The sequence below is a fragment of the Leifsonia sp. HAY1-4F genome (assembly GCF_056755275.1).
This window is the reverse complement of sequence record NZ_JBNDHX010000002.1, coordinates 12137-33142: the sequence shown is the minus strand read 5'-3', so window position 1 is coordinate 33142 and position 21006 is coordinate 12137. Positions and strand designations below refer to the sequence as shown.

At 66.1% G+C, this 21006-nt stretch carries 20 protein-coding genes, 1 tRNA gene and 1 other RNA gene; 10 read left to right on the top strand and 12 right to left on the bottom strand.

What is annotated here, in order from left to right; all coding sequences use genetic code 11:
- Positions 1–7: 7 nt before the first annotated feature.
- Positions 8–748 carry a tyrosine-protein phosphatase gene (locus ACPYOG_RS00735; protein ID WP_481292351.1) on the top strand — a complete coding sequence of 247 codons (741 nt, stop codon included), beginning with the start codon at positions 8–10 and terminating at the stop codon, positions 746–748.
- 72 nt (positions 749–820) lie between these two features.
- Positions 821–1627, top strand: coding sequence for a DUF5666 domain-containing protein (locus tag ACPYOG_RS00730; RefSeq protein ID WP_481292350.1), 807 nt, complete (start codon positions 821–823; stop codon positions 1625–1627).
- Positions 1628–1657: 30 nt separating this feature from the next.
- On the opposite strand, the gene ACPYOG_RS00725 is transcribed toward ACPYOG_RS00730, so the two are convergent.
- A complete protein-coding gene (locus ACPYOG_RS00725; RefSeq protein ID WP_481292349.1) occupies positions 1658–2326 on the bottom strand; it encodes an SIMPL domain-containing protein in 669 nt (222 codons plus the stop codon).
- A gap of 127 nt (positions 2327–2453) precedes the next feature.
- Here ACPYOG_RS00725 and ssrA point away from each other — a divergent pair.
- Positions 2454–2848: a transfer-messenger RNA gene (gene ssrA / locus ACPYOG_RS00720) on the top strand.
- Between the two features lie 67 nt (positions 2849–2915).
- Here the strand turns inward: ssrA and ACPYOG_RS00715 are convergent.
- Positions 2916–3401, bottom strand: coding sequence for a hypothetical protein (locus tag ACPYOG_RS00715; protein ID WP_481292348.1), 486 nt, complete (start codon positions 3399–3401; stop codon positions 2916–2918).
- Positions 3402–3619: 218 nt separating this feature from the next.
- Here ACPYOG_RS00715 and ACPYOG_RS00710 point away from each other — a divergent pair, with 218 nt between their 5' ends.
- On the top strand, positions 3620–5494 hold the full coding sequence (locus tag ACPYOG_RS00710) for an alkyl/aryl-sulfatase (RefSeq protein WP_481292347.1): 1875 nt from the start codon (positions 3620–3622) through the stop codon (positions 5492–5494).
- Positions 5495–5627: 133 nt separating this feature from the next.
- On the opposite strand, the gene ACPYOG_RS00705 is transcribed toward ACPYOG_RS00710, so the two are convergent.
- From ACPYOG_RS00705 to ACPYOG_RS00685, 5 genes are all read right to left on the bottom strand, one after another.
- A complete protein-coding gene (locus tag ACPYOG_RS00705; RefSeq protein ID WP_481292346.1) occupies positions 5628–6491 on the bottom strand; it encodes a ZIP family metal transporter in 864 nt (287 codons plus the stop codon).
- Positions 6492–6615: 124 nt separating this feature from the next.
- Positions 6616–7629 (bottom strand): adenosine deaminase, encoded by a 1014-nt coding sequence (locus ACPYOG_RS00700; RefSeq protein ID WP_481292345.1) that lies wholly within the window; start codon positions 7627–7629, stop codon positions 6616–6618.
- A 92-nt stretch (positions 7630–7721) separates the two neighbouring features.
- Positions 7722–8702: an NAD(P)H-quinone oxidoreductase gene (locus ACPYOG_RS00695; protein WP_481292344.1), complete on the bottom strand. Its 981-nt coding sequence runs from the start codon at positions 8700–8702 to the stop codon at positions 7722–7724.
- Positions 8702–9955, bottom strand: coding sequence for an ABC transporter permease (locus ACPYOG_RS00690; protein ID WP_481292343.1), 1254 nt, complete (start codon positions 9953–9955; stop codon positions 8702–8704). The genes ACPYOG_RS00695 and ACPYOG_RS00690 overlap by 1 nt, the downstream gene beginning before the upstream one ends.
- 3 nt (positions 9956–9958) lie before the next feature.
- Positions 9959–10891, bottom strand: a complete 933-nt coding sequence (locus ACPYOG_RS00685) for an ABC transporter ATP-binding protein (RefSeq protein ID WP_481292342.1) — start codon at positions 10889–10891, stop codon at positions 9959–9961.
- A 101-nt stretch (positions 10892–10992) separates the two neighbouring features.
- Between ACPYOG_RS00685 and ACPYOG_RS00680 the strand changes: the two genes are divergently transcribed.
- Entirely contained in the window at positions 10993–11331 is a 339-nt protein-coding gene (locus tag ACPYOG_RS00680) for an ArsR/SmtB family transcription factor (protein ID WP_481292341.1), read from the top strand.
- 40 nt (positions 11332–11371) lie between these two features.
- On the opposite strand, the gene ACPYOG_RS00675 is transcribed toward ACPYOG_RS00680, so the two are convergent.
- On the bottom strand, positions 11372–12172 hold the full coding sequence (locus ACPYOG_RS00675; protein ID WP_481292340.1) for an inositol monophosphatase family protein: 801 nt from the start codon (positions 12170–12172) through the stop codon (positions 11372–11374).
- Between the two features lie 60 nt (positions 12173–12232).
- On the opposite strand from ACPYOG_RS00675, the gene ACPYOG_RS00670 reads away from it, so the two are divergent.
- Positions 12233–12577, top strand: a complete 345-nt coding sequence (locus ACPYOG_RS00670; protein ID WP_481292339.1) for a hypothetical protein — start codon at positions 12233–12235, stop codon at positions 12575–12577.
- A gap of 18 nt (positions 12578–12595) precedes the next feature.
- Here ACPYOG_RS00670 and ACPYOG_RS00665 read toward each other — a convergent pair whose 3' ends face one another.
- On the bottom strand, positions 12596–12964 hold the full coding sequence (locus ACPYOG_RS00665) for a DUF7882 family protein (protein WP_481292338.1): 369 nt from the start codon (positions 12962–12964) through the stop codon (positions 12596–12598).
- A 176-nt stretch (positions 12965–13140) separates the two neighbouring features.
- Here ACPYOG_RS00665 and ACPYOG_RS00660 point away from each other — a divergent pair, with 176 nt between their 5' ends.
- Together ACPYOG_RS00660 and ACPYOG_RS00655 are read left to right on the top strand one after the other, a co-directional pair.
- A complete protein-coding gene (locus ACPYOG_RS00660) occupies positions 13141–14232 on the top strand; it encodes an AI-2E family transporter (RefSeq protein ID WP_481292337.1) in 1092 nt (363 codons plus the stop codon).
- 78 nt (positions 14233–14310) lie between these two features.
- Positions 14311–14386: transfer RNA gene (locus tag ACPYOG_RS00655), tRNA-Lys, on the top strand.
- A gap of 308 nt (positions 14387–14694) precedes the next feature.
- On the opposite strand, the gene ACPYOG_RS00650 is transcribed toward ACPYOG_RS00655, so the two are convergent.
- Positions 14695–15834 (bottom strand): hypothetical protein, encoded by a 1140-nt coding sequence (locus ACPYOG_RS00650; RefSeq protein WP_481292336.1) that lies wholly within the window; start codon positions 15832–15834, stop codon positions 14695–14697.
- A 270-nt stretch (positions 15835–16104) separates the two neighbouring features.
- Positions 16105–17319, bottom strand: coding sequence for a hypothetical protein (locus tag ACPYOG_RS00645; protein WP_481292335.1), 1215 nt, complete (start codon positions 17317–17319; stop codon positions 16105–16107).
- Between the two features lie 352 nt (positions 17320–17671).
- Here ACPYOG_RS00645 and ACPYOG_RS00640 point away from each other — a divergent pair, with 352 nt between their 5' ends.
- Both ACPYOG_RS00640 and ACPYOG_RS00635 read left to right on the top strand, forming a co-directional pair.
- A complete protein-coding gene (locus ACPYOG_RS00640; RefSeq protein ID WP_481292334.1) occupies positions 17672–17977 on the top strand; it encodes a nucleotidyltransferase family protein in 306 nt (101 codons plus the stop codon).
- On the top strand, positions 17967–18356 hold the full coding sequence (locus ACPYOG_RS00635; RefSeq protein ID WP_481292333.1) for a HepT-like ribonuclease domain-containing protein: 390 nt from the start codon (positions 17967–17969) through the stop codon (positions 18354–18356). Before ACPYOG_RS00640 ends, ACPYOG_RS00635 begins: the two co-directional genes overlap by 11 nt.
- A gap of 599 nt (positions 18357–18955) precedes the next feature.
- Here ACPYOG_RS00635 and ACPYOG_RS00630 read toward each other — a convergent pair.
- Positions 18956–19774: a hypothetical protein gene (locus ACPYOG_RS00630; RefSeq protein WP_481292332.1), complete on the bottom strand. Its 819-nt coding sequence runs from the start codon at positions 19772–19774 to the stop codon at positions 18956–18958.
- Positions 19775–21006 lie beyond the last annotated feature (1232 nt).

Below are 21006 nucleotides of genomic sequence, written 5' to 3'. Positions count from 1 at the left end.
TAGCCGCATGGATTCGACGGCTCAGCGCATCCCGATCACCGGTACCTACAACTTCCGGGATGTCGGCGGGTATCCGGTCGACGGCGGCGTGACTCGTCCGGGCAAGCTGTTCCGGGCGGACGCGCTCGGGCGGCTCGGCGAGGACGGTCGCGACGGGCTGCGCGAGCTGGGTATCCGCATCGTCATCGACCTCCGCGACGACTTCGAGGTCGAGGCGCTGCCGGACGACCTGGATGGGCTGGAGGTGGACGTGCTGCGCCTCCCCGTCTTCGAGGGCTCCGGCGCATCCGCGTCGAGCATCGGGTCGACCATCGTCGACCTGTACGAGAAGATCGTCTTCCAGCACACCGAGGTGATCGTCCGGGCGCTGCGGGAGATCGCCGACACCGGCGGCGCACCCGTCGTCGTGCACTGCACAGCGGGCAAGGATCGCACGGGCATCGTCGTCGCGCTGGCTCTGCTGGCCGTCGGCGTCGACCGCGAGACCGTCCTCGCCGACTACGAGCTCAGCGAAGAGAATCTGGCGGGACCCTGGATCGAGGGGATGCTCGCGCTCGTCCGCGGCTACGGGGTCCAGGTGACGCCGGATCTCCGCGTCATCCTCGGCGGGAGCCCGAGGGAGGCACTGGAGACGACCATCGACCGGATCGAGCAGCGCGCGGGCAGCGTCCGGGCGTACCTGCTCGACGCGGGACTCGATGAGTTCGAGCTCGTCCGGTTGCGATCGGTGCTCGTAGCGCCGGCCTGATGGGCGTGCATTCTCATGGGACGCATAACGAGCTCCCAGCGGGGACAAGGGTCGCGGCGGTTCCATAAGAGGATGAGCGACACCCAGCCCACCGAACCGCTTCCGTCGGAGCCCGGCCGAACGCCGCCGGGGCCGTTTGGTGCGGCGCCAGACGGTGCGGGGCCGAATGGCACAGCCCGGTATGGTGCGGTGCCGGGCGGCTCCGCACCCTACGGCGCGGCGCCTGGCGGCCCTGGGCCCTACGGCGCGGCGCCTGGCGGCCCTGGGCCCTACGGCGCGGCGCCTGGCGGCCCTGGGCCCTACGGCCCCGGCGGCTATCGGGCGGTGCTGGGCGAGCCGTTCTACAAGCGGCACGGGCTCGCCTTCGCGATCGCCACGCTCGTCCTCTCGATCGTCGTCGTCCTCGGGATCGTGACGGCCGGCGCGCTCGCCGTGGCCAGCGTCGTCGCGCATGTCGGGGAGCGGACCATCTCGCACGTCCTCCCGCCCGGACACAATGGGGCGCCCATGCCTGGGCTCCCCGGGCAGCCCGGGAAGGGCAAGGGCAATGGCAACGGCGGAGGGGGCGGCGGCCAGAACGGCGGCGGGACCCAGCAGGGACGCGTCCTGCTGCGCGGCACCATCGCATCCATCTCGGGTGACACCTGGACCATCGACCGGCAGAACGGCGGGTCCGTGGAGGTGGCGGTCACGTCGTCGACGATCTTCGGCACGCCCGGCCAGTCGGCCTCGAAGTCCGACTTCGCCCAGGGGGACGAGGTGATCGTCATCGGGAAGGGCACAGACGGCTCGGTGACCGCTTCGCGCATCCTGAAACTCGCCGCGTTCCCGACCCGGCCACCCTCGACGCCCGGATCGCCCGCAACCCCCGGGTCCTAGCTCGTCCGTTTCGGGCCGCGTCCCGGGTCGTCAGCTCGCGGCGAAGCGCGCGTGCACCTGTACGGCGATCGTCAGTTCCTCCGGCTTCAGCGCCAGGGTCGCGGCGCCCTCGCCGGAGGAGACCGCGCGTGCGAACAGCGGCTGCGGAGGCTGGCCGGGCGCTGAACCGTCCCCGAGCATGCCCGGATCGCTGAGCGCCAACGGCTTCACGGTGCTCAGATCGAGGCTCGTGGCGTAGACGGTGGCCTTCGCTACGGCGTTCTCGACGGCGCGTCGCCGGGCCTCCTGCGTGAGCGTCTGCCTCCGCGCCTCGGTCAGCGACCAGATCACGCCGTCGATGGTGACGCCGTCGAGGAGTGAGGTGGTGCCGACCCAGTCCGACAGGGCCGCGAGGTCGCTGAACAGGGCGTCGATGCCGACCTCGGCGTGGTGGACGACATCGAGCCGGCGACCGTCGCCGGTCCAGGGGCGGTCACCCCAGACCCGCAGCTGGTCGGACGACCACTGGGTGACGGGTCCGCTCTGTGGATGGTGCAGTTCACGCAACTCGCTCGTGAGCGACAGGTGCCGCTGCGTCGTGAGCGCGAGCACCTCATCCCGGGAGGGGCCGTCGTAGGACACCCGGATCCGCACGGCGCCGCGTTCTGCGGGGTAGCGCAGCTCGTACTCGCCCTGGACGGAGATGATCGTCTCAGCCATTCCTCGATCGTGACATAAACGCCCGCTCGGCGGTGTTGTAAGATGAGAAGCTCGCCGCCTAGCGGTGGGATCTGCACCTGGACAATTCAACAGCGCGTGACAGCGACCCGGCCTCACGGCCGCTCATGGGGATGATCGGTTTCGACATTGTCTGCGAGATTGTGAGAAGCGGGTCGAGGACGCATGGTTATCTCGTTAACGATCCATGCAAAAAAATAAGTGCCAATAACAACAGCACTGTCTCGGCCAAGGCCGACTTCGCCCTCGCGGCGTAAGTTCACCTCCGCCATTTGAGAGACCGTCAGTCCGGGAATCGTTCCCTACCCGGATCCTGGCGTCAGCTAGGGGACTTGCTTCTGCGTTGAGCATCAGGGCGCAGAGGGACTTCCACTGATACTGGGCCCGTCGGAGTAGATGCCAGCGACAAATTCCGGGGCCGAGAAAGCGAATGCACTGGCTACGCCCGTAGAAGGCATATGACCACAGCAGTGGACGGGGGTTCGATTCCCCCCATCTCCACCATTCGGTCGCTGTCGCGCGTTGTTGAATAGTGTGATCGCAGCAATGGGGCGCGGTCGCTCGGGTGGCGTCAGCCGTCGTTGTCCGGATCCCAATCGCTCAATCTGCGTGGGAACGGTTCGGAAGGCGGCAGCGCCCTTTGGATTCGGTCCGCAACATTCAGTCGCATCCGCGCGCCTGGCGCCGCGACCTCGACGGCATGTGCGAATCCGACGAAGCCACGGCTGCTCACCGTCTGGACTGAGCGTCCACCCCTGAATGAAAAGATCATCACGGATTGAATGACGGTCGGCGCGACGGAGACCAGTTTTCCCAGCGGAGCCTCCCCGCGATTCAGTGGAGTGAACCAATGAAGGATGTCTCCCTCGATCACAAGACGATGGGCTACACGAAACAACATCCAATAGCCGAACGCGAGCGCCAAGACCATTTGGCCCAAGCCGAGCCACAGGTCACCCGCTGCTATGGCGAAGACACCCGACGCGAAGAGGCCGATCAGCACCCAATACCAAAGAAGTCGGACGTACAGCGATATGACGTACGACGGCTGGTCCATATCTGAAGCGTAGAGGTATGCGCGCCTCACGGAATCAACGCGATGACAAAGCGACCAAACAGCGCGAGACTCTCACGGATTCTTCGGGTGCGACGCCTGCGGATCACTCGCGAGATCAGGGTTATCAGGGCTGGGTCACTCTGTATAGACTGCGCTCGCCGCCGCCGTTGTCGGCGTCCTCGCCCCGGCTGGTGCCGGCCGAGCAAGAGGAGTGCGTGATGAAGCAGAACGACCCGACTCCCGCTGTGGAAGCGGCTCAACGGGAGGTCGCCGCGGCCCTCCCCTTCTCCGATCGGACCGACTTCGACGATGCGGACAGGGGCTTCCTCGGAGCACTCGAACCCGCGGTGATCAGGGCCGCCGACGGCCGGGTGGTGTGGGACAACGACAGTTACGCCTTCCTGGAAGGCGAGGCCCCGGCGTCGGTGAACCCGAGCCTGTGGCGCCAATCCCAGCTGACCTCGCGTCAGGGGCTGTACGAGGTCGTCCCCGGTATCTACCAGATCCGCGGTCTCGATCTTTCGAACATCACGTTCGTCGAGGGCGACAGCGGCGTGATCGTCATCGATCCGCTGATCTCCACGGAGACGGCAGCTGCAGCCCTGGCCCTCTACAGGCGGTATCGCGGCGAGCGGCAGGTGACGGCGGTCATCTACACCCACAGTCACGCCGATCATTTCGGAGGGGTCTTCGGAGTCGCTTCGGTGGAGGATGTCGAAGCGGGACGCATCCAGGTCATCGCTCCGGAGGGGTTCGTGGAGCATGCCGTCGCCGAGAACGTGTACGCGGGGACGGCCATGTCGCGTCGCGCCGGCTACATGTACGGGGCTGCGCTCGCTCGCGGGCCTCGGGGGCAGGTGGGAGCGGGGCTCGGGCAGACGACGTCGCTCGGCGAGGCCGGGCTGATCGTGCCGACCCTCGAGATCCACGCGACCGGAGAGACGCACACGATCGACGGGGTCGAGTTCGAGTTCCAGCTGGCTCCCGGCACCGAGGCGCCGGCAGAGATGCACTTCTACTTTCCGCAGCACCGGGCGCTGTGCATGGCCGAGAACGCGACCCATACGATGCACAACCTCCTCACGCTTCGCGGCGCGCTCGTGCGCGACCCGCACGTCTGGTCGATCTACCTGACCGAAGCGATCGACACCTTCGGAGACCGCACGGATGTGGTCTTCGCGTCGCACCACTGGCCTACCTGGGGCAGGGAGCGTGCGATGAGATACCTCGCAGACCAGCGCGATCTATACGCGTACCTCCACGACCAGACCCTGCATCTGCTGAATCAGGGTTTCACCGGCGCCGAGATCGCCGAGACCATCCAGCTTCCTCCCGCCCTTCAGAACGCCTGGAACACCCACGGCTACTACGGCACGGTGAGCCACAACGTCAAAGCCATTTATCAGCGGTACATGGGCTGGTTCGACGGCAACCCCGCACGACTCTGGCCGCATCCTCCCGCGGAGCAGGCTGAGCGCTATGTGGAAGCGATCGGCGGAATCGACAGGGTCATCGCGCTCGCGCGCGAGGCGTACGACGCGGGCGACTTCCGCTGGGCGTGCACCCTCCTCGATCACGCCGTCTTCGTGGAGGCCGAGAACGAGGTCGCCCGATCGCTCTACGCGGACACGCTCGAGCAGCTCGCCTACGGAGCGGAGAACGGGACCTGGCGAAACTTCTTCCTGTCGGGCGCCACGGAGCTGCGGGAGGGCAATTTCGGGACGCCGGCGACGACGAACAGCCCGGCCATCGCCGCACAGCTCAGCGTCGAGCAAATCTTCGACGTGGTCGCGATCTCCGTGGACGGACCGCGGGCATGGGATCTCGACCTCACCCTTGATGTCGCCATCACCGATACGGGCACCGACCACCGGCTCACGCTGAAGAACGGCGTCCTCACCTACCGCAAGCGGATGACGGATGCGGCGGCGGCTGCGGCCACTCTGACCCTGTCCAAGGGACGCCTGCTGGCTCTGATCGCTGGCGACATGACGTCTCCCGGGATGGACATCGCCGGCGATCAGCGCGAGCTCGCTTCGCTGCTCGGCGTGCTCACCCCCGGCGACCCGTCGTTCAACATCGTCGTGCCCTGAGCGTCACGCGACAAGTGTGGTGGGGGAGCAGGCATTCGTGACGGATGTTGCCCCACAGCGCCGCGGAATGCACATTCGTCACGAATGTTGCCCCACAGCGTCGCGGAACGCACATTCGTGACGAATGTTGCCCTCAGGCTCCCGCAGCGGTGACGATGGCGTCGGTGAGGAAGCCCGCGAGGAGGCCGCCGAAGATGCACCAGGCGACCAGGGTCTTCATGCCCGTGCGGCGGGCGACGGCGAGAAGTTCGATGACGACGTAGAGGATCGATCCGGCGGCAAGGCCGAGGAAGCCGATCGAGACGATGTCGCTGCTGAACGCTTGGCCGACGATCGTGCCGACGAAGGTCGGTCCTCCGCCGATCACGCCGAGCAGGGCGAGGTAGCCCCACGACGGGCGCGTTCCGCTGAGCGGCGCCACGATGCCGAACCCCTCGGTCGCGTTGTGGAGGCCGAAGCCGATGACCAGGAGGACGGCGAAGGCGAGCTGCCCTTGAGCGGCCGAGGTTCCGATGGCAAGACCTTCAGCGAAGTTGTGAAGGCCGATGCCGATCGCGATGGTCAGGGCGAGGCGGCGGGCGCCGACGGCGTGCTCCGTGGAGGGAGGCGCGGCCAGGGCGATCCCGGCCGACCCGGGCGGGCTGATGGGCGTGCCGCCGTGTGTTGCCGCCGCGATGGGGGATGCCTGGGCGACCGCGCGGCGACGCAGGTGGCGGTCGACGTAGACGAGGCTGAGCAGTCCGATGCCGATGCACACCGCCATGAGCACGCCGTTCAGCAGCGCGGTGCCGATGTCGTGCTTCTGCAGGGCGCCATCGACCGGCTCCCACGCCTGCGAGAGCACATCCCAGAGCAGGAAGAGCAGGATCCCCGTGGCGATGGCGTTCAGAGCGGCCTTCAGCCCGACGGTGCTCGACTTCACACGGCCCAATGGCAGCCCCAAGAAGATGGTGAGGCCGGCGACCGCGCCGAGCAAGACGACGCTGAGGGGGGACATGCATCTCCTAGGTGGTGTGGCGGGAGGGATGGCGAGGGCTGCGAAAGCAGCACCTCCTAAGGTAAGCCTGCCCTAACTGTGAGTGGGCTGGCAACCGAGGCGTAACGACGCGCAAACCCGGCTGTCAGGGCCGCCACTTGTCGAGTTCGGCCAGCAGTTCCTCCTTGCGGGCGGCCGTGGCGAACGAGGATTCGATGGAGGTGCGGGCGAAGCGCCGCGCCTGGTCCGCGGTGAGGCCCAGCGCATCCCGGACGGCCGTGAAGTTCTGGCCCGCGTAGCCGCCGAAGTAGGCGGGATCGTCGGAGTTGACGGTGACCCGGACTCCCGCTGCGTCCAGTCGCAGCAGCGGATGGTCGCGAAGGTCGGGGGTTGCTTGCAGGCGCACGTTCGAGAGCGGGCAGACGGTGAGCGGGATGCGCTCCTCGGCCAGTCGCGCGACCAGCGCCGGGTCCTCGATCGAACGGATGCCATGGTCGATCCGTTCGGCGTGGAGCAGGTCCAGGGCCTCCCAGACGTAAGACGGCGGACCCTCCTCGCCGGCGTGTGCGACGACGTGCAGGCCGGCGTCGCGGGCCCGTGCGTAGACACCTTCGAAGAGCGACGGCGGGTAGCCGACCTCGGCGGAGTCGAGCCCGACCCCGATGATGCGATCGGTTCGGGCGAGGCCCGCGGTGAGGGCCTCTTCCGCGGACGCGACCGGCTGGTCGCGCAGGAAGCACAGGATGAGGCCGCCGGACATCCCGAGGTCGCGCTGCGCCTCGTCCAGCGCGTCACCGAGGCCGTCGACCACGTCGTCGAACGCGACCCCGCGCGACGTGTGCGCCTGCGGGTCGAAGAACAACTCGGCGTGGCGGACGCCCTGCGCGGCCGCGCGGCGGAGATAGCGCCGGGTCAGCTCAGCGAAGTCCTTCCGGGTCCGTAGCACGGCCATGGTCGCGTAGTAGAGGTTCAGGAACGACTGCAGATCGTCGAAGTCGTACTGTGCCGACAGCTCCTCGACGGTCGCGTACGGCAGGTCGACGCCGTTGCGCTCGGCGAGCTCGAAGGCCAGCTCCGGCTCGAGCGTGCCCTCGATGTGGAGGTGCAGTTCGGCTTTCGGCAGGGCGAGGAGGGCGGCGTCGGAGAGCTCGTCGGTCATGTTCACGATCCTCCCACCCGTGGAGGGCGCCGCCGTGCACGGACGGAGCGAGCCCGCCACGCCCGGCGGGATCGCCCGGCCAGTGGATGCGCTCAGCCGACGCGGAGCAGGATCTTCCCGCGGTGGGAGGAGGACTCCATCCGCCGATGGGCGGCCGGCACATCCTCGAGCGGGAACACCGAGTCGATGACCGGATGGATGCGTCCCTCGGCCAGGAGCGGCCAGACCTGCTCGCGGACCGCCGCGATGATCGCGACGCGCTCGGAGAGCGGGCGAGCGCGGAGCGTCGTCCCGATCAGCGTCGCCCGCTTGCGCATCAGCAGGCCCATGTCGACGGACGCGGGCGTCCGGTCGCGTGTGGCGATGCACAGAATGCGGCCGCCGGTCGCCAGCGCGTCCAGGTCGCGGGCGATGTAGGCGCCCCCCACGATGTCGAGCACCACATCGACTCCGCGCCCGTCGGTGAAGGCGCGTGCGGCCTCCACGAAGTCCTGCGTCGTGTAGTTCACGGCCGCGTCCGCGCCGACCTCGCGGCAGAACGCCGCCTTGTCGTCGCTGCCGGCGGTCGCGATGACCTGAGCGCCGAACGCGTGACCGAGCTGGATGGCCATGGTCCCGATGCCGCTGGAGCCGCCGTGCACGAGGAGCGCCTCTCCGGCAGACAGCCGGCCGAGGTCGAAGACGTTGGACCACACGGTCGCTGCGACCTCCGGGAGTCCCGCCGCCTCGACGAGATCGATCCCGTCGGGAACCGGCAGGACGAGCCCTGCATCGACCGTCGCGTACTCGGCGTAGCCGCCGCCGGAGAGCAGTGCGCAGACGCGGTCGCCGACCCGCCACTCCTGCACGTCGGCGCCGACCGCATCCACGATGCCCGACACCTCGAGCCCTGGCCACTCCGGCGCACCGTCCGGGGAGGGGTAGAAGCCGCGACGCTGGCTGATGTCTGCGCCGTTGAGACCGGCGGCGGTGACGCGGATGCGCACCTCGTGCGCTGTGGGCGCCGGCTCGGGGCGCTCGGCGAGCGTCAGCACCTCGGCGTCACCGGGTTGCGGCACCACGACCGCGCGCATCAGGAGAGCCCCATCGGCTGCGGTTCCGCCTTCTCCGGGCGGCGGCCGAGCACATCCCGGATCTTGACCTTGCTGGAGTACTCGATCGACCCGTACCGGAACAGGCGCACGGCGATCCGCAGCACCACGACCGACAACACGAAGAGCTCGACGATGATGACGATCGCCTGCCAGAGCGGCAGCGAGCCGAACGCATTGAGGATGAGCGCGGTGATCGGTGCGGTGAACGGGAAGAAGGCCAGCACCTGCACGATCGGCGACTGGGGAGAACTGACGGCGAAGCCGGACGCGTACAGCGGGATGATGACCGCGAAGACGACGACCGAGAACAGCGGCGCCGCATCCTTCGCCGTCGGCATGATCGCGCCGACGGCCACGAGCGCCCCGGTGAACAGCGCGAAGCCGCCGATGAGGATCAGGGTGCCGACGATCATCTTCTGCGGCTCGAAGACCAGGGTGCTCAGGTCGAGGCTCGGGATCTGCAGCTGGTCGCGGAAGAACACGTACCCGATCACCGTCGGCAGCGCGAAGACCGCGATCTGGATGATGCCGACGGCGAACAGCGAGATCACCTTGCCGATCAGGAGGTTCGTCGGATTGATCGTCGTCAGGATCATCTCTGTGACGCGGTTCTCCTTCTCCTCCAGGGTGGAATTCAGCATCTGGTTGCCGAGGAAGACGATGACGATGAAGAACGCGGCCAGGAACAGCAGCGCCGGCAGGATCGCCTCGAACCCGGGCGCCGGTTTGCCGTCCTTGAACGTGGTCGTGGAGGTGTTCACCGCGCCGCGCAGCACCGCGACGTCAGTCGGATTGCCCATCCGGTGCTCGACACTGGTGGACAGGAGGGACTGGGCGACCGCCGAGTACTTGCTGTTCTGGAAGATGCCGGCATCCTCGCCGAAGACCTTCACGGTCTGTTTGGCGGGGTCGGCAGGGTAGGCGAAATAGGCGGGCGTCCCGCCGACCTGCACCTCCTCGACTCCCTCGGCGTCCGATCGGATCTCGGTGCCGCCGTACTCCTTGGCGATCGCCGGATCGATGAGGCCGGAGGCATCCGAGTAGAGGAACTCGAACCGTTCGTTCTTCTGCTTGTCGGCGGTCTGCGCGGTCGAGACGTTCGAGGCGATGATCAGCGAGCCGAGCCCGAACACCAGGATCGGGAGGATGAGCGTGATCGCCCAGAACCGCCGCTTGGTGACGGTGCGCCGGAACTCGAACGACACGACGGTGCTCAGGTTGTGACGGGCCATGGCTCAGTCCTCCTCGCGGCTCTCTGCTCCGTAGACCTCGACGAAGATGTCGTCGAGAGATTTTCGGGTGGGCGCGAAGCGCGAGACTTCGACGCCTCCATCCACCAGGCTCCGGAGGATCTCGGCCGGATCGCCTCCGTCGGCCAGTTCGAGCTCGGCATGGCCGTCGTCGTCGGAGAGGACGCGGTACGCGGGGGAGCCGGGGAGGTCCCCGCGGTGGTCGACGTGGATGACCGTGCCCCCGAACTGCTCCTGCACCTCCTCCACGGTCCCGTAGGCCCGGGCCACGCCGTCCTTCAGCAGGATGACGCGGTCGCAGAGGCGCTCCACCTCCTCCATCTGGTGGGTCACCATCATGACGGTGGATCCGGCGCGCTTCTGGTCGTCGATGATGTCCATGAGCAGGCGCCGGTTGACCGGGTCGAAGCCCTTGGTCGGCTCGTCCAGGATGAGGAGCTCCGGCTCGTTCATGATCGTCACGCCGAGCTGCACCTTCTGCTGCTGGCCGCCGGAGAGCTTGTCGAGGCGCACTTTCTCCTTCTCGCCGATGCCGACGCGTTCCAGGTACTCGCGCGACCACCGCCGCGACTGCTCCGCGCCGAGCCCTTTGAGCCGGCCGAAGTAGACCATCACGTCGATCACGGACTCCTTCTTGTATAGCCCGCGCTCCTCGGGGAGATAGCCGAGGCGCTCACCGGCTTCCGGGCTGAACGGGCGGCCGTCGATGTGGAGGACGCCCGCGGTCGGCTGGTAGATGCCGAGCAGCGCACGGATCGTGGTCGTCTTGCCCGAGCCGTTGCTCCCGAGGAAGCCGAACGTCTCGCCGCGCTCGATGCCGAAGGACAGATCGCGGATTACGGTGGTGCGGCCGAAGTCCATGCGGAAGTTCGCAATGTGGACCAGCGGCTCCGAGGTCGTGGGGGTGGATGCGCTCACCGGAGTCAGCCTAGGGGCAGCGGGTGACATCCCGGGCTTGACCGGCCGAAGTGGTCGGACCTATTGTTCAATAGCCAGGTTGATAAAGAGGCGGTTTGGGCATGACGGACGCAGTGGATGATTGGCTCGACCGCGCGTTCCAGGCGCTGGCCGATCCCGTGCGCCGTGCGATGATCGCCCGCCTCAGCCGGGGACCGGCGACCGTGAACGAGCTGGCCGAGCCGTTCCCGATCACGACGCAGGCGGTGTCGCGCCACATCCAGGTGCTCGAGCAGGCCGGTCTCGTCACCCGCACGCGCGAGGCGCAGCGTCGGCCGGTGCACCTCGACGCCGGTGCGCTCGAAGAGCTGACCGCCTGGATCGATCGCTACCGGCTCGTCCACGAGCAGAGCTTCCGTGCCTTGGATGCGGTGCTCGGCGGCTCCGGCCACGAGGCCTGAGCACGCGGGCACCGCCCCGGGTCCGCTCCGACCGGACCTCCTAGGCGAGCGCTTCGAGCAGGGCGGGATGGAGCAGGCCGTTCGAAGCCAGCGACGACCCGTTGCCCGGCCCGGGAGTGCCATCGACGGACGTGAACGTGCCCCCGGCCTCCTCGACGATCGGGATGAGCGCCGCAAGGTCGTAGGTCTTCACGCCGAACTCGCCCACCGCATCCAGAAGACCCTCCGCCAGCAGCATGTACGACCACATGTCGCCGTACGCCCGGTCGCGCCAGATGCGCCGCGTGAGGGCGATGAGCCGGTCGAGGTACCCGGCCTCGTCCCACTGGGCGATGCTCTGGAAGCTCACCGACGCATCGTCGAGGTCCGAGACGCCGGACACCCGGATGCTGCGCGGCTCGGCGCCGGGCGCATCCGTCGTCCATGCTCCACCACCGGACACCGCCCACCAGCGCCGGCCGAGGGCGGGGGAGCTGACGACGCCCACCCGCGGCGTGCCGTCGACGGCCAGCGCGATCAGTGTTCCCCAGACCGGGACGCCCCGCAGGTAGTTCGCCGTCCCGTCGATCGGGTCGACGATCCACTGCCGCGCCGAGTCGCCCTCGACGCCGTACTCCTCGCCGAGGATGCCGTCGGCCGGCCGTTCCGCCGCGAGCCCCTCGCGGATCGCGCGCTCGACCGCCAGGTCGGCCTCGGTGACGGGGGAGCGGTCCGGTTTCGTCTCGACGTGGAGGTCGCGGTCGCGGAAGCTGCCCAGCGAGATGCGGTCCGCCTCGTCGGCCAGACGCAGGGCGAGAGCCAGGTCGTCGGACAGAGAGCTGGGCGCTGCGGAGTCGGTCACAGCGTCGAGCCTAGCGGGGCGGGCTTGGCAGGCGGGCGTCCAGAGGGTACCTGTGGAGGCATGCGAAGAATCGTCTACGCGGGCAGCACGTTCTACACCGGGGACACTCTGGCGGAGACCCTGCTCGAGTACGCGCGGGCGCTGGCTCGGCACGGTATCGCGGACACCGTGTTCGTCCCCGGGCGCACGACGCAGGGGGACTTCGACCGCGTAGAGCTGCTCCTCGGGCCTGCCAGCCAGATCGTCAGCGAGCCGGTTGAGCTGATGGGAGCCGAACTGGAGGATCCTGACCTCGTCGCCCACCTCCAGGAGTTGACCGCGAAACTGGCTCCCCACAAGCCGCAGACGGAGTCGGGCGAGGAGGTCAACGAGTCCGACGCGCGCGACTACGACGAGCGCCTCTGACCGGAAGCAGCCTGCGGTTCAGCGGGTGTGAACGACCACTCCCATCGGCACGGGCGCGGCCACCGGACCGAGACGCGCGGGACGCTCGGTCAGTTCGCCATCCTCACCCATCACGACGAGCCCGTGCGAGCTCGCGGCCGAGTCGGCGAGCCGCTCCACCCAATCCCGGTTGATCGCGGGCACCCGCGACCCGTCGAATTTGAAGTAGATCGGGATGCTGGGGTCCAGCCAGATGGTGCTGCGGCCGTCTCCGACCTCCGGTGCGTCCCTCCACGACATCGCGAAGGACTCCCGCCGGCGCAGCTTGTTGACGATCACGATCTGCAGGTGGGCCAGCAGCCGGTCGTCGAACTCGATCACGATCGAGTCGTACGTCAGTGTTCCCATGCGCTACCTCCTCGGGCTGCGCGGTTGTCCTGCCAGTGTGAACCTCTTCGTGCACGAAAGACATGTCTGCGGAAGAGATTGCAGTCGTGAATCGGGCCGACGGCGCATCCCTCTTGTTGGGTGCCCTGCGGTGCCAATACGCTCGCGGTAGCCCGCGAGGGCGGAGTGGAGGCACCATGCGGTACATCCAGCGCCCAGAGGGCGGCAGGAGCCGTCAGCGGGACTCGATCCTGCAGCGCAGTCCGCTCCTCTTCGGCTACCTCGTCGCCCTCGGTGCCATCGGCGCGGTGGCGACCGGGTTCATGCTGTACGGCCTGCGCTCCATCATCTTCTCGGTGTTCCTCGCCATGTTCGCGACCGTGGGGCTCGACCCGCTCATCCGCTGGTTCCAGCGTCGCGGGATGGGCCGCGCCTGGGCGATCGTCACCGTCATCCTGATCGTCGTCGCCGTGATGGTGGGGATCATCCTGGTGGTGGTGCCCCTGGTGGTGCAGCAGATCTCATTCCTCGCGACCGCCATCCCCAAGGAGATCGCCTCCCTCCGGGCCGAGGGCTGGTTCGACGCCGTGAACGCCGGGAGCAACGGCGTCGCCGGCCAGGTCGTGTCCTGGATCGGCCAGCAGGCGCAGAGCCCGAAGACCTGGGCCACTGTCGGGAACGGACTCGTCGGGTTCGGGCTCTCGGTGCTGAACGCCGCCGCCACCGGCTTCTTCATCGCCATCCTGACCATCTACTTCATCGCGTCCTACGACTCGACCAAGCAGGCCGCGTACCGGCTGGTCAGGCGGTCCCACCGCGGCGCGTTCCAGGGCTACACCGAGCGGATCCTGGAGAACTTCGGAAAGTACCTGAGCGGGATGGTGATCCTCGCCTTCTGCAACGCCGTGTACAGTCTCATCCTGCTGCTGGCGACGGGCGTCCCCGGCGCCTTCCTCATCGCGCTCGTCGCCTTCTTCATCACCCTGATCCCGCTGATCGGAACCGTGCTGACGACCATCCTGATGACGGTGCTGGCGTTCATCCACTCGCCGGTGAGCGGGATCGTCGTGCTCGTTCTCATGCTCGTCTACATGCAGGTGGAGGCGTACATCCTCACTCCGCGCGTCATGGGCAAAGCCGTGCAAGTGCCAGGCTCCGTCGTCCTCATCTCGGCGCTCGCCGGCTCCACGCTGTTCGGTCTGCCCGGCGCGCTGGTCGCCATTCCGATCTCAGCCGGCATCATCCTGATCATCCGGGAAGTCGTCATGCCGCGGAAGGATCTGGCCTGATCGGGAGCCTCCTCCGATTGGCGACAACCGCAGATCGGATGCTAGTGTTGAGCCTCGGTTCGGGATTCCGGACCGGATGCGCCTCTAGCTCAATCGGCAGAGCAATTGACTCTTAATCAATGGGTTCAGGGTTCAAGTCCCTGGGGGCGCACCATGACACCGCGAAGGTGCCGAGAAGCCCCCGATCCCTTGGAAACAATGGGATCGGGGGCTTCTTCGTTTTCGCGGCTCGGTCCGTGATGAGGTCGTTTGCCCACATTTTGCCCACATCTGATCTCGCCGCTCCGTGCCGATCCGATTTTGGAACGCGGGAGCCGCGGAGGACTGATGACGGTCAGCCGACGCGGCCCCGCGTTAGAGTCCCTGCATGGGCGAACGGATCGAGCGCTTCCTCGACTGGGCTGCGAAGCCAAGCGGCCTAAGCGGTGGGAAGGACCTGCGGGTCTTCTGGAATGCCGTGCCTCACAACGAGGACGATGCCTCTGAGGATGACAAGAACTGGGCCGCCAGCGAACCGGATCCTAACTCGCCATAAGCTCCACGGGCCAGAAGTAGCGAGCGGAGCGCCGCCTCGTGTCCTCCCCAGAACAGTGAAAGAGTTGACGCTGTGACCGACGCCGGCGAATTCAGCGTCCGATACTCAACGAAAGAGAGCGTCGAGTATCGGGAGGGTGGTAACGCCTTCGAGTTCTTCTTGGGTCGCTTCGTTGACATACCACGGGCCGAAGACTGGGATCGCGTGGTTCCCGAGGCCTTTCGCGGCCGTCGAGACGAGATTGTCGGGCGGTTGATGAGTAACCGACTGCTGGTGGGCACGCCCGCCCGTGATGTCTTCGCGTGAGGGATTTCATTCGAGGCTTGCTCTAAGCCGGACGTCTGTTCCAGGGGTTGATGGCCATTATTGCTGGCGCTCGTGGCAAGCGCTGAGTCTCGAAAGCGGAGGACCCTAGCGAGACCTCTATCCGTCACGCCCTCGGTATCGTGTCCGGCGCTGACGGGAAGCGGGTCGTAGCCTGGAGGTTGACTTCGGCGAGTGAAGCCAAAGGCAAATGACGCCGCGATTAGCACTGCCCAGGCAACCAAACCGAGGCCGAATGCCGACGCGAGTGGATCGGCGACCATTGCGATTATCCCCACGATGAGGGCGATGACTTTCAAGCGGATCCACGCGCGAACTGAAAGTGCCGAGCGCACACGTTCAATACCGAGCCCGCGATCGGCTGCGACCCTGTAGCCGACCGTTGCAAACAGCGACGCGCTCGCCAGGCCGTACCCGAACGGAAGTGCGAAGACAGCGATCGTCGCGATTGCCGCCGTCATGGAACGTGCGTGCCATTTGACATCGGCCTCGTCCCACCGCGTGTAGGCACGAAAGCCGAAGACTGCATGAACGGTCGCAGCGGCGACGACGATCGCCGCAGTCGTGATCGCGTATGGCTTCAGCGAGGCAACCGGCATGAACCAGGCGACCACTCCGACCAGGACGACGATGAACACCGGAGGCAACAACCACTCCCACATGCTCAATGGCACCCCACGCGGCACGGTGAGGGGCGCGCCGTCGCTCGCGGAGTCCGAGTCCGCCGCATCAGCATGGGTCACGCGTGGAGCTTACAGACGCATGAATTCACGGACAAGCAGAGCGACGACCGAAGGCGGCTCCAAAATCGCCTAGCCTCTGTTCCATGGATTGGTGGCCGACTTTGCGACTAGCAGTGCTTCGGGGGACTCGGCCAGTACGGTTCGCGTCGCCGAGATGCGACTCGTTACGGGCTTTGGTCTAAGTGGCTACTTGTTCGCGGAACGAGCTGATCGGAAAGCCGGTCGAGGTAGCTGCAGCTCAGAACCCACGAGAGGCAGTCCGATCGAGTCTCAAGAGGCGGGATGTGCCGGCTTCACTCGGAGCCCCTCCGGAATGGTCTGCGCAGGAGCCATGGGATCCGGGTAGAGCCCTTGCGGATTCGGGAGCAAGCTGAGTTGCAGAGAGCTTGGGATCCAGCCGCTCCGAGTGCGCGCGCTGTCTGAGACCGCGAGCGCAAACAGCGCATCTCTGTCGGTCGGCTGGGCGCTCAGCTCGTGGAGCAGGCCGCCGTTGAGGGTTTGAGTCGTCCCTTGCAGGACGATGCCCTCCAAGTATGGGCGGTACACATTCCCGTACCAGCTCCAAAACGTCGGGTAGGGCAGCAGGCCGAGCCATTCGCCTCTGTTGGGGTAGCTCGTCCGCTCTGTATCCCTCAACGAGAACCACGGCTGGCGCCCCGACCATTCGTATCCTCGTGTCACCTCGCCATAGGCGTACACGCTTCCAGATCGTTCGGCGAAATCGACGAAGAGCTGGCGGAACCCCGATGTCCACCGAGGGTCGTCGAACGCAGAGAGAAGCACGGAAACCTCGACCGCCTTGACGATTCGGCCGTGCCCTCTCCTGCGCTCGCCGCCGATGGGGAGGGATCCTCCCGTGACAGGAAGCGAACCCGCGAAGTACATCGTGTCGTCAGCCAGCTCCCATTCGCGCAAGAACTGTTCTGGGCCGCCCTCGGCGAGCTTGCCTTGGAGTGGTTCGAATTCGCCGTAGCGCCGCGGGAGGACTTCCGGGACATGCCTCCGGCACAACTCGAGCCAGTCCCGTATGAGGTCGGGGGCCACGCGAGACGCTGGCAAGAACCACGAGAACTCGACAAGCGACACAATCGTCTTGCGTTCCGGCTTCGCCGCCTTACGCCTCGATGACCGGGGCCAGATCTCATCACTCTGACGGTCTACCGCGACACCTTCGAATCTGTCAGCCAGGGCTTTGGCTGCCCTACGAGCAGCAGCAATCTCTCGCTCATCAGCCCCGTCGGCACTGATCGCGATGAAGGACAGCGGAGCAAACATAGCCGCACTGATTCTTTCGGGAAGATCCTCGGTCTCGATCCTGACGGGAAGATCGAGTGAAAACGAAAGCTTGCCCCGCGCCCCTCGAACGACCTGCCACACGTCAGCGGAAGGGTCCGAGATTGCAAGCCCAGGGATCTGGTCGAGGACGGCGCCGAGCTCGGTCAGACCAGGTTCGCGGCCAAGGAACACATCGAAGTCATATGACACAGCGAAAGTATCTCAAGCTGAGGTAGACCGGCGGCTTCGCCACGTCGATGCTCTCGCGGGTGCCGAGGCTCCTGCCCCGACGAAGAAGACAAGCGTTCCGTTGGCGTGAGCCTCCACGACTTCTTCGGGAAGATCTACTTTGCTGGTCACGTACAACGAGAACTCCGTACCTAGCCCCGACGCTGCTAGCGTCTCTAACGATTAGTTGGTGTCGCGTGATCAGGCTCGCAGAATGCGGCGGTCACGACCTGCCCCAGAAGGGGCGGCAGATCGTCGAAGCGCCGCTTCACTTTTCCGTACCTCAGACTTCCTTCTTCGCGGTCCATTCGTCCCTCGTGGGATAATCGCTGCCATGATCACCGCCGTTCCTGTAGATGTGCAGGCGATTGGGCGCGCCTGTGAAGCACACGGGGTCCGGCGACTTCGCATCTTTGGCTCGGTGCTCAGCACAAACTTCGACGCAGACAAGAGCGATGTCGATTTTCTCGTCGATTTTCTGCCCGGACGCGGTGGCCTTTTCCATGACTACTTCGAGCTGAAGGAAGACTTGGAGCGGATTGTTGGTCGCGGGGTCGATCTGGTCGATGCCGGCGCTGTGCGCAATCCATACTTCGCACGATCCGCGTTCGGCAGCGCCGAGGATCTTTATGCTGCCTGAGTCGCCGGCATTCCTTTGGGATGCGCGCGAGGCCGCGACGAAAGCCGCATCCATTGCAGAAGGTCATGAGCAAGCGGCGTATCTAGGCGACTGGGTGCTGCAAGCCGCAGTCGAACGGCAACTCGAGATCCTCGGCGAGGCGCTCAAGAATCTGCGCGCGGCCGACGCCGACACCGCGGCGCGGATCCCGAACGTTCATGCGATCATCGCGACGCGAAACATCCTGGTGCACGCGTATGCGCAGGTGGATCAGCGACGAGTGTGGGAGATCCTGACGGACGACCTCCCCGAGCTGATCCCGGTGTTCGAAAGCTTGCTCGCCGAAGTCGATGAGGCGGAGCCGTCGCTCCAGGACCGCGATGCCGGCCCGAGCGCGTAGGCCCAAAACTTTCCCAGCGTGCCCACATTTTGCCCACAACTGGGTGAGATCGTATGAGATCCAAACGAGCTCTAGTCAACCAAAAGGCGCATAATTCCGCGGATTTTCGAGCTTGCGGACCCCCTGCGGCGGCCCGTATCCGGGTTCAAGTCCCTGGGGGCGCACCACGACACCGTGAGGTGGCGAGAAGCCCCCGATCCCTTGAAAACACGGGGATCGGGGGCTTTCTCGTTTTCGGGATCGGCGTGGGATGTGGCCGTTCGCCCACATCTCATGGGCGCGTCCCTTGGCCTGCAAGTTTTTACAGGACGGCTAGGTATCGAATCGAGGGGCTGCCGGCGCTTCTCAGCAAGTGGAGGCGAATCGTGTCCCGCAACCTTTCGACCCAAGAGATCGATAGCCTTCATCCGTCGGTTGCCTCGCAACCGGAGGTGAGGATGGAAAGCTGGGGGTGCTTCGTCGTTCGGCCAGGGGCGGCGGTGCATGCGGGGATCCAGCGAGCGAGAGCGCTCGTGCCGAAGCTCGATACGCCAGTGGTGGTTTCTTCGCCGGCCTCCGACACGCCATTGGCAGGCTAATCGAGACGGTCGTGAGCGCAATCATTCCGTGATTGACAGTTGTTGTTCACTAGTGATCGAGAGGAGTGCTTCGAGGACGCTTCGGTATAGGGCGTCGGTACGGCGGTAATACTCCGCTTGACGAGCCGTGTCGGAGAAGCCGAGGTCATTCCACGATCCCATCCCGCCGAACACCCACGCTTTGACCGCCGCCGCCAGCAACTGTCGTGATTCCAGCGGAAAGGTCGCTGGGGCGAGGTCGGGGTTGTATGGGATGACGGGCTCCGGAGCGTCGAGGAGACGCAGAGCCTCTGTGAACCACATGGTCCAGGAGTCCAGCACGGCGTCGGACCCCGCGAATCCCTTGATCGAATCGAGCGCGACCCGGAGGTCGTCTCGCGCCGACGATGGCGCGCGTTGCGCGAACCGGGATCGGCCGAGTGGGGACCCGCTGAGTTGCACAGCCCAGATCCGATTGTCCGTGCGGTTCCGATCGTGAACGGCCCAGTGCGACTGCCAGAGGCGCGGGGTAGGGGCGTCATCGACCAGCGCCCACCGGCCGCCATTTGAGAATGATGCCGCGACCGCACCCCGCAGACCAGACGGCTGTAGGTCGCCGACGACCAGAGAGAGACGGCGGCCTCCCGTATTCCTCACGAATTGCAACCACGCGGCGACACCGTCGGCCTCCCACATGTGGTGCCCAAGGAAGCGACGTTGCGGGCACGTCACATGCACCGAGTCGACGGACCGGAACGCCGAATTCTCCGCATCGAGGGCGGGAGCGGGTTCGGTTCCTGACGCGAGCCAGTCGTTGCCGTGCAGACAGAGCGCGACGAGCGCCGCGAGTTCGCCGTTCATACGAGAGATTCTGCCGTGCGGGAGGACTCGAACGAGGTTGCGGCGTGTCCTGGGTATTGGACGCAGCGGCCTAGCATTTCAGTGGAGGTCGAGATAACAGTGAGTGACGAAAGCTCTTCCACTGACGTCTATCCGAAGGCGAAGATAGACGGCTTCGAGCTCGGGATGTTCGTCTCGTACGGCGACTGTGGCGACGCTTGGGTGGAAGCTCCCGATGGGCGAATCGCCGGACTCATTTGGGAGACCGGCTCGCAACGACGGTTCACCACCGCCATCGAACCGGATGAACGTCGTTGGGGGACCTTCGCCGTAGCCTTGCCGCTACCGCTCACCACCGACTCGGAGGCTGAAGAGTACTTGCGAGCGCTCCCTTCCAGAATTGCGAGCGCGATGGGAAGCAACTGTCGCGAGGGCTTCTCTCGCGATCGCACAACCGGAGTGGTGGCCAGACTATGGAAACGAGCTGTTCTGGTTGCGCAACGGCCGCGGCGGCGAGCGCATACCGATCGAGAACCTGCGGCTGACTCCAACACTTCAAGAAGCGTTGCGGCGGTGGATCGCGCGATATGACGACGAGAAGTTGTCCGCGGGCGCTGAATCAGAGTGGATTGTCGAGGGCATCCGTCTGTTAGCTGCTTCTCGCGCGGAGTTGGCCGGCCGCTACCATCGTCGTGACTGAGCCCTACTGGGGCGAGCAACCCAGCGAGTGAAGCTGACAGTGCTGTGGCGCCGTGATTTTGGGTCGGGGCATGGATGCGTTCTGCCCGCGATGTGGGTCACTGATGTCAGAGGTGGATGACTGGCTGACCTGCACTCGGGAGGGCGTGGGAGTGTCACCGCATCTTCGGGGCGAGCTTGAGCGATGGGCGGCGAGCGATCCTGTGAAGCCGGCTGCCTCGGGCCTCGGCCGCGGAGGCGGATGGCATTGTCCTGCGGATGGCGAGCTGCTCACCTTCGACGACGAATGCCTGGAGTGCGGAACATGTCACCGCTATCTTCCCGGCAGACTCATCTATGAAGCGGTCGAGCTCAACTGGCCGCCACCGGGCCAGCGGAACTGACAGCCCGCGATCCAGCCTGGCGCGAAGTTCGTCACTTCACCGGCTGAGGCCGCGATCGTGCAACGAAGCGGGAGGGTTCCGGTTTAGGCGCAAACTCGTACCACGCCTCGCCACGGAAGAATGTGAACATCATCGCGGATGCCGGCCATATCGCTGAACTCGAGGGGGAAC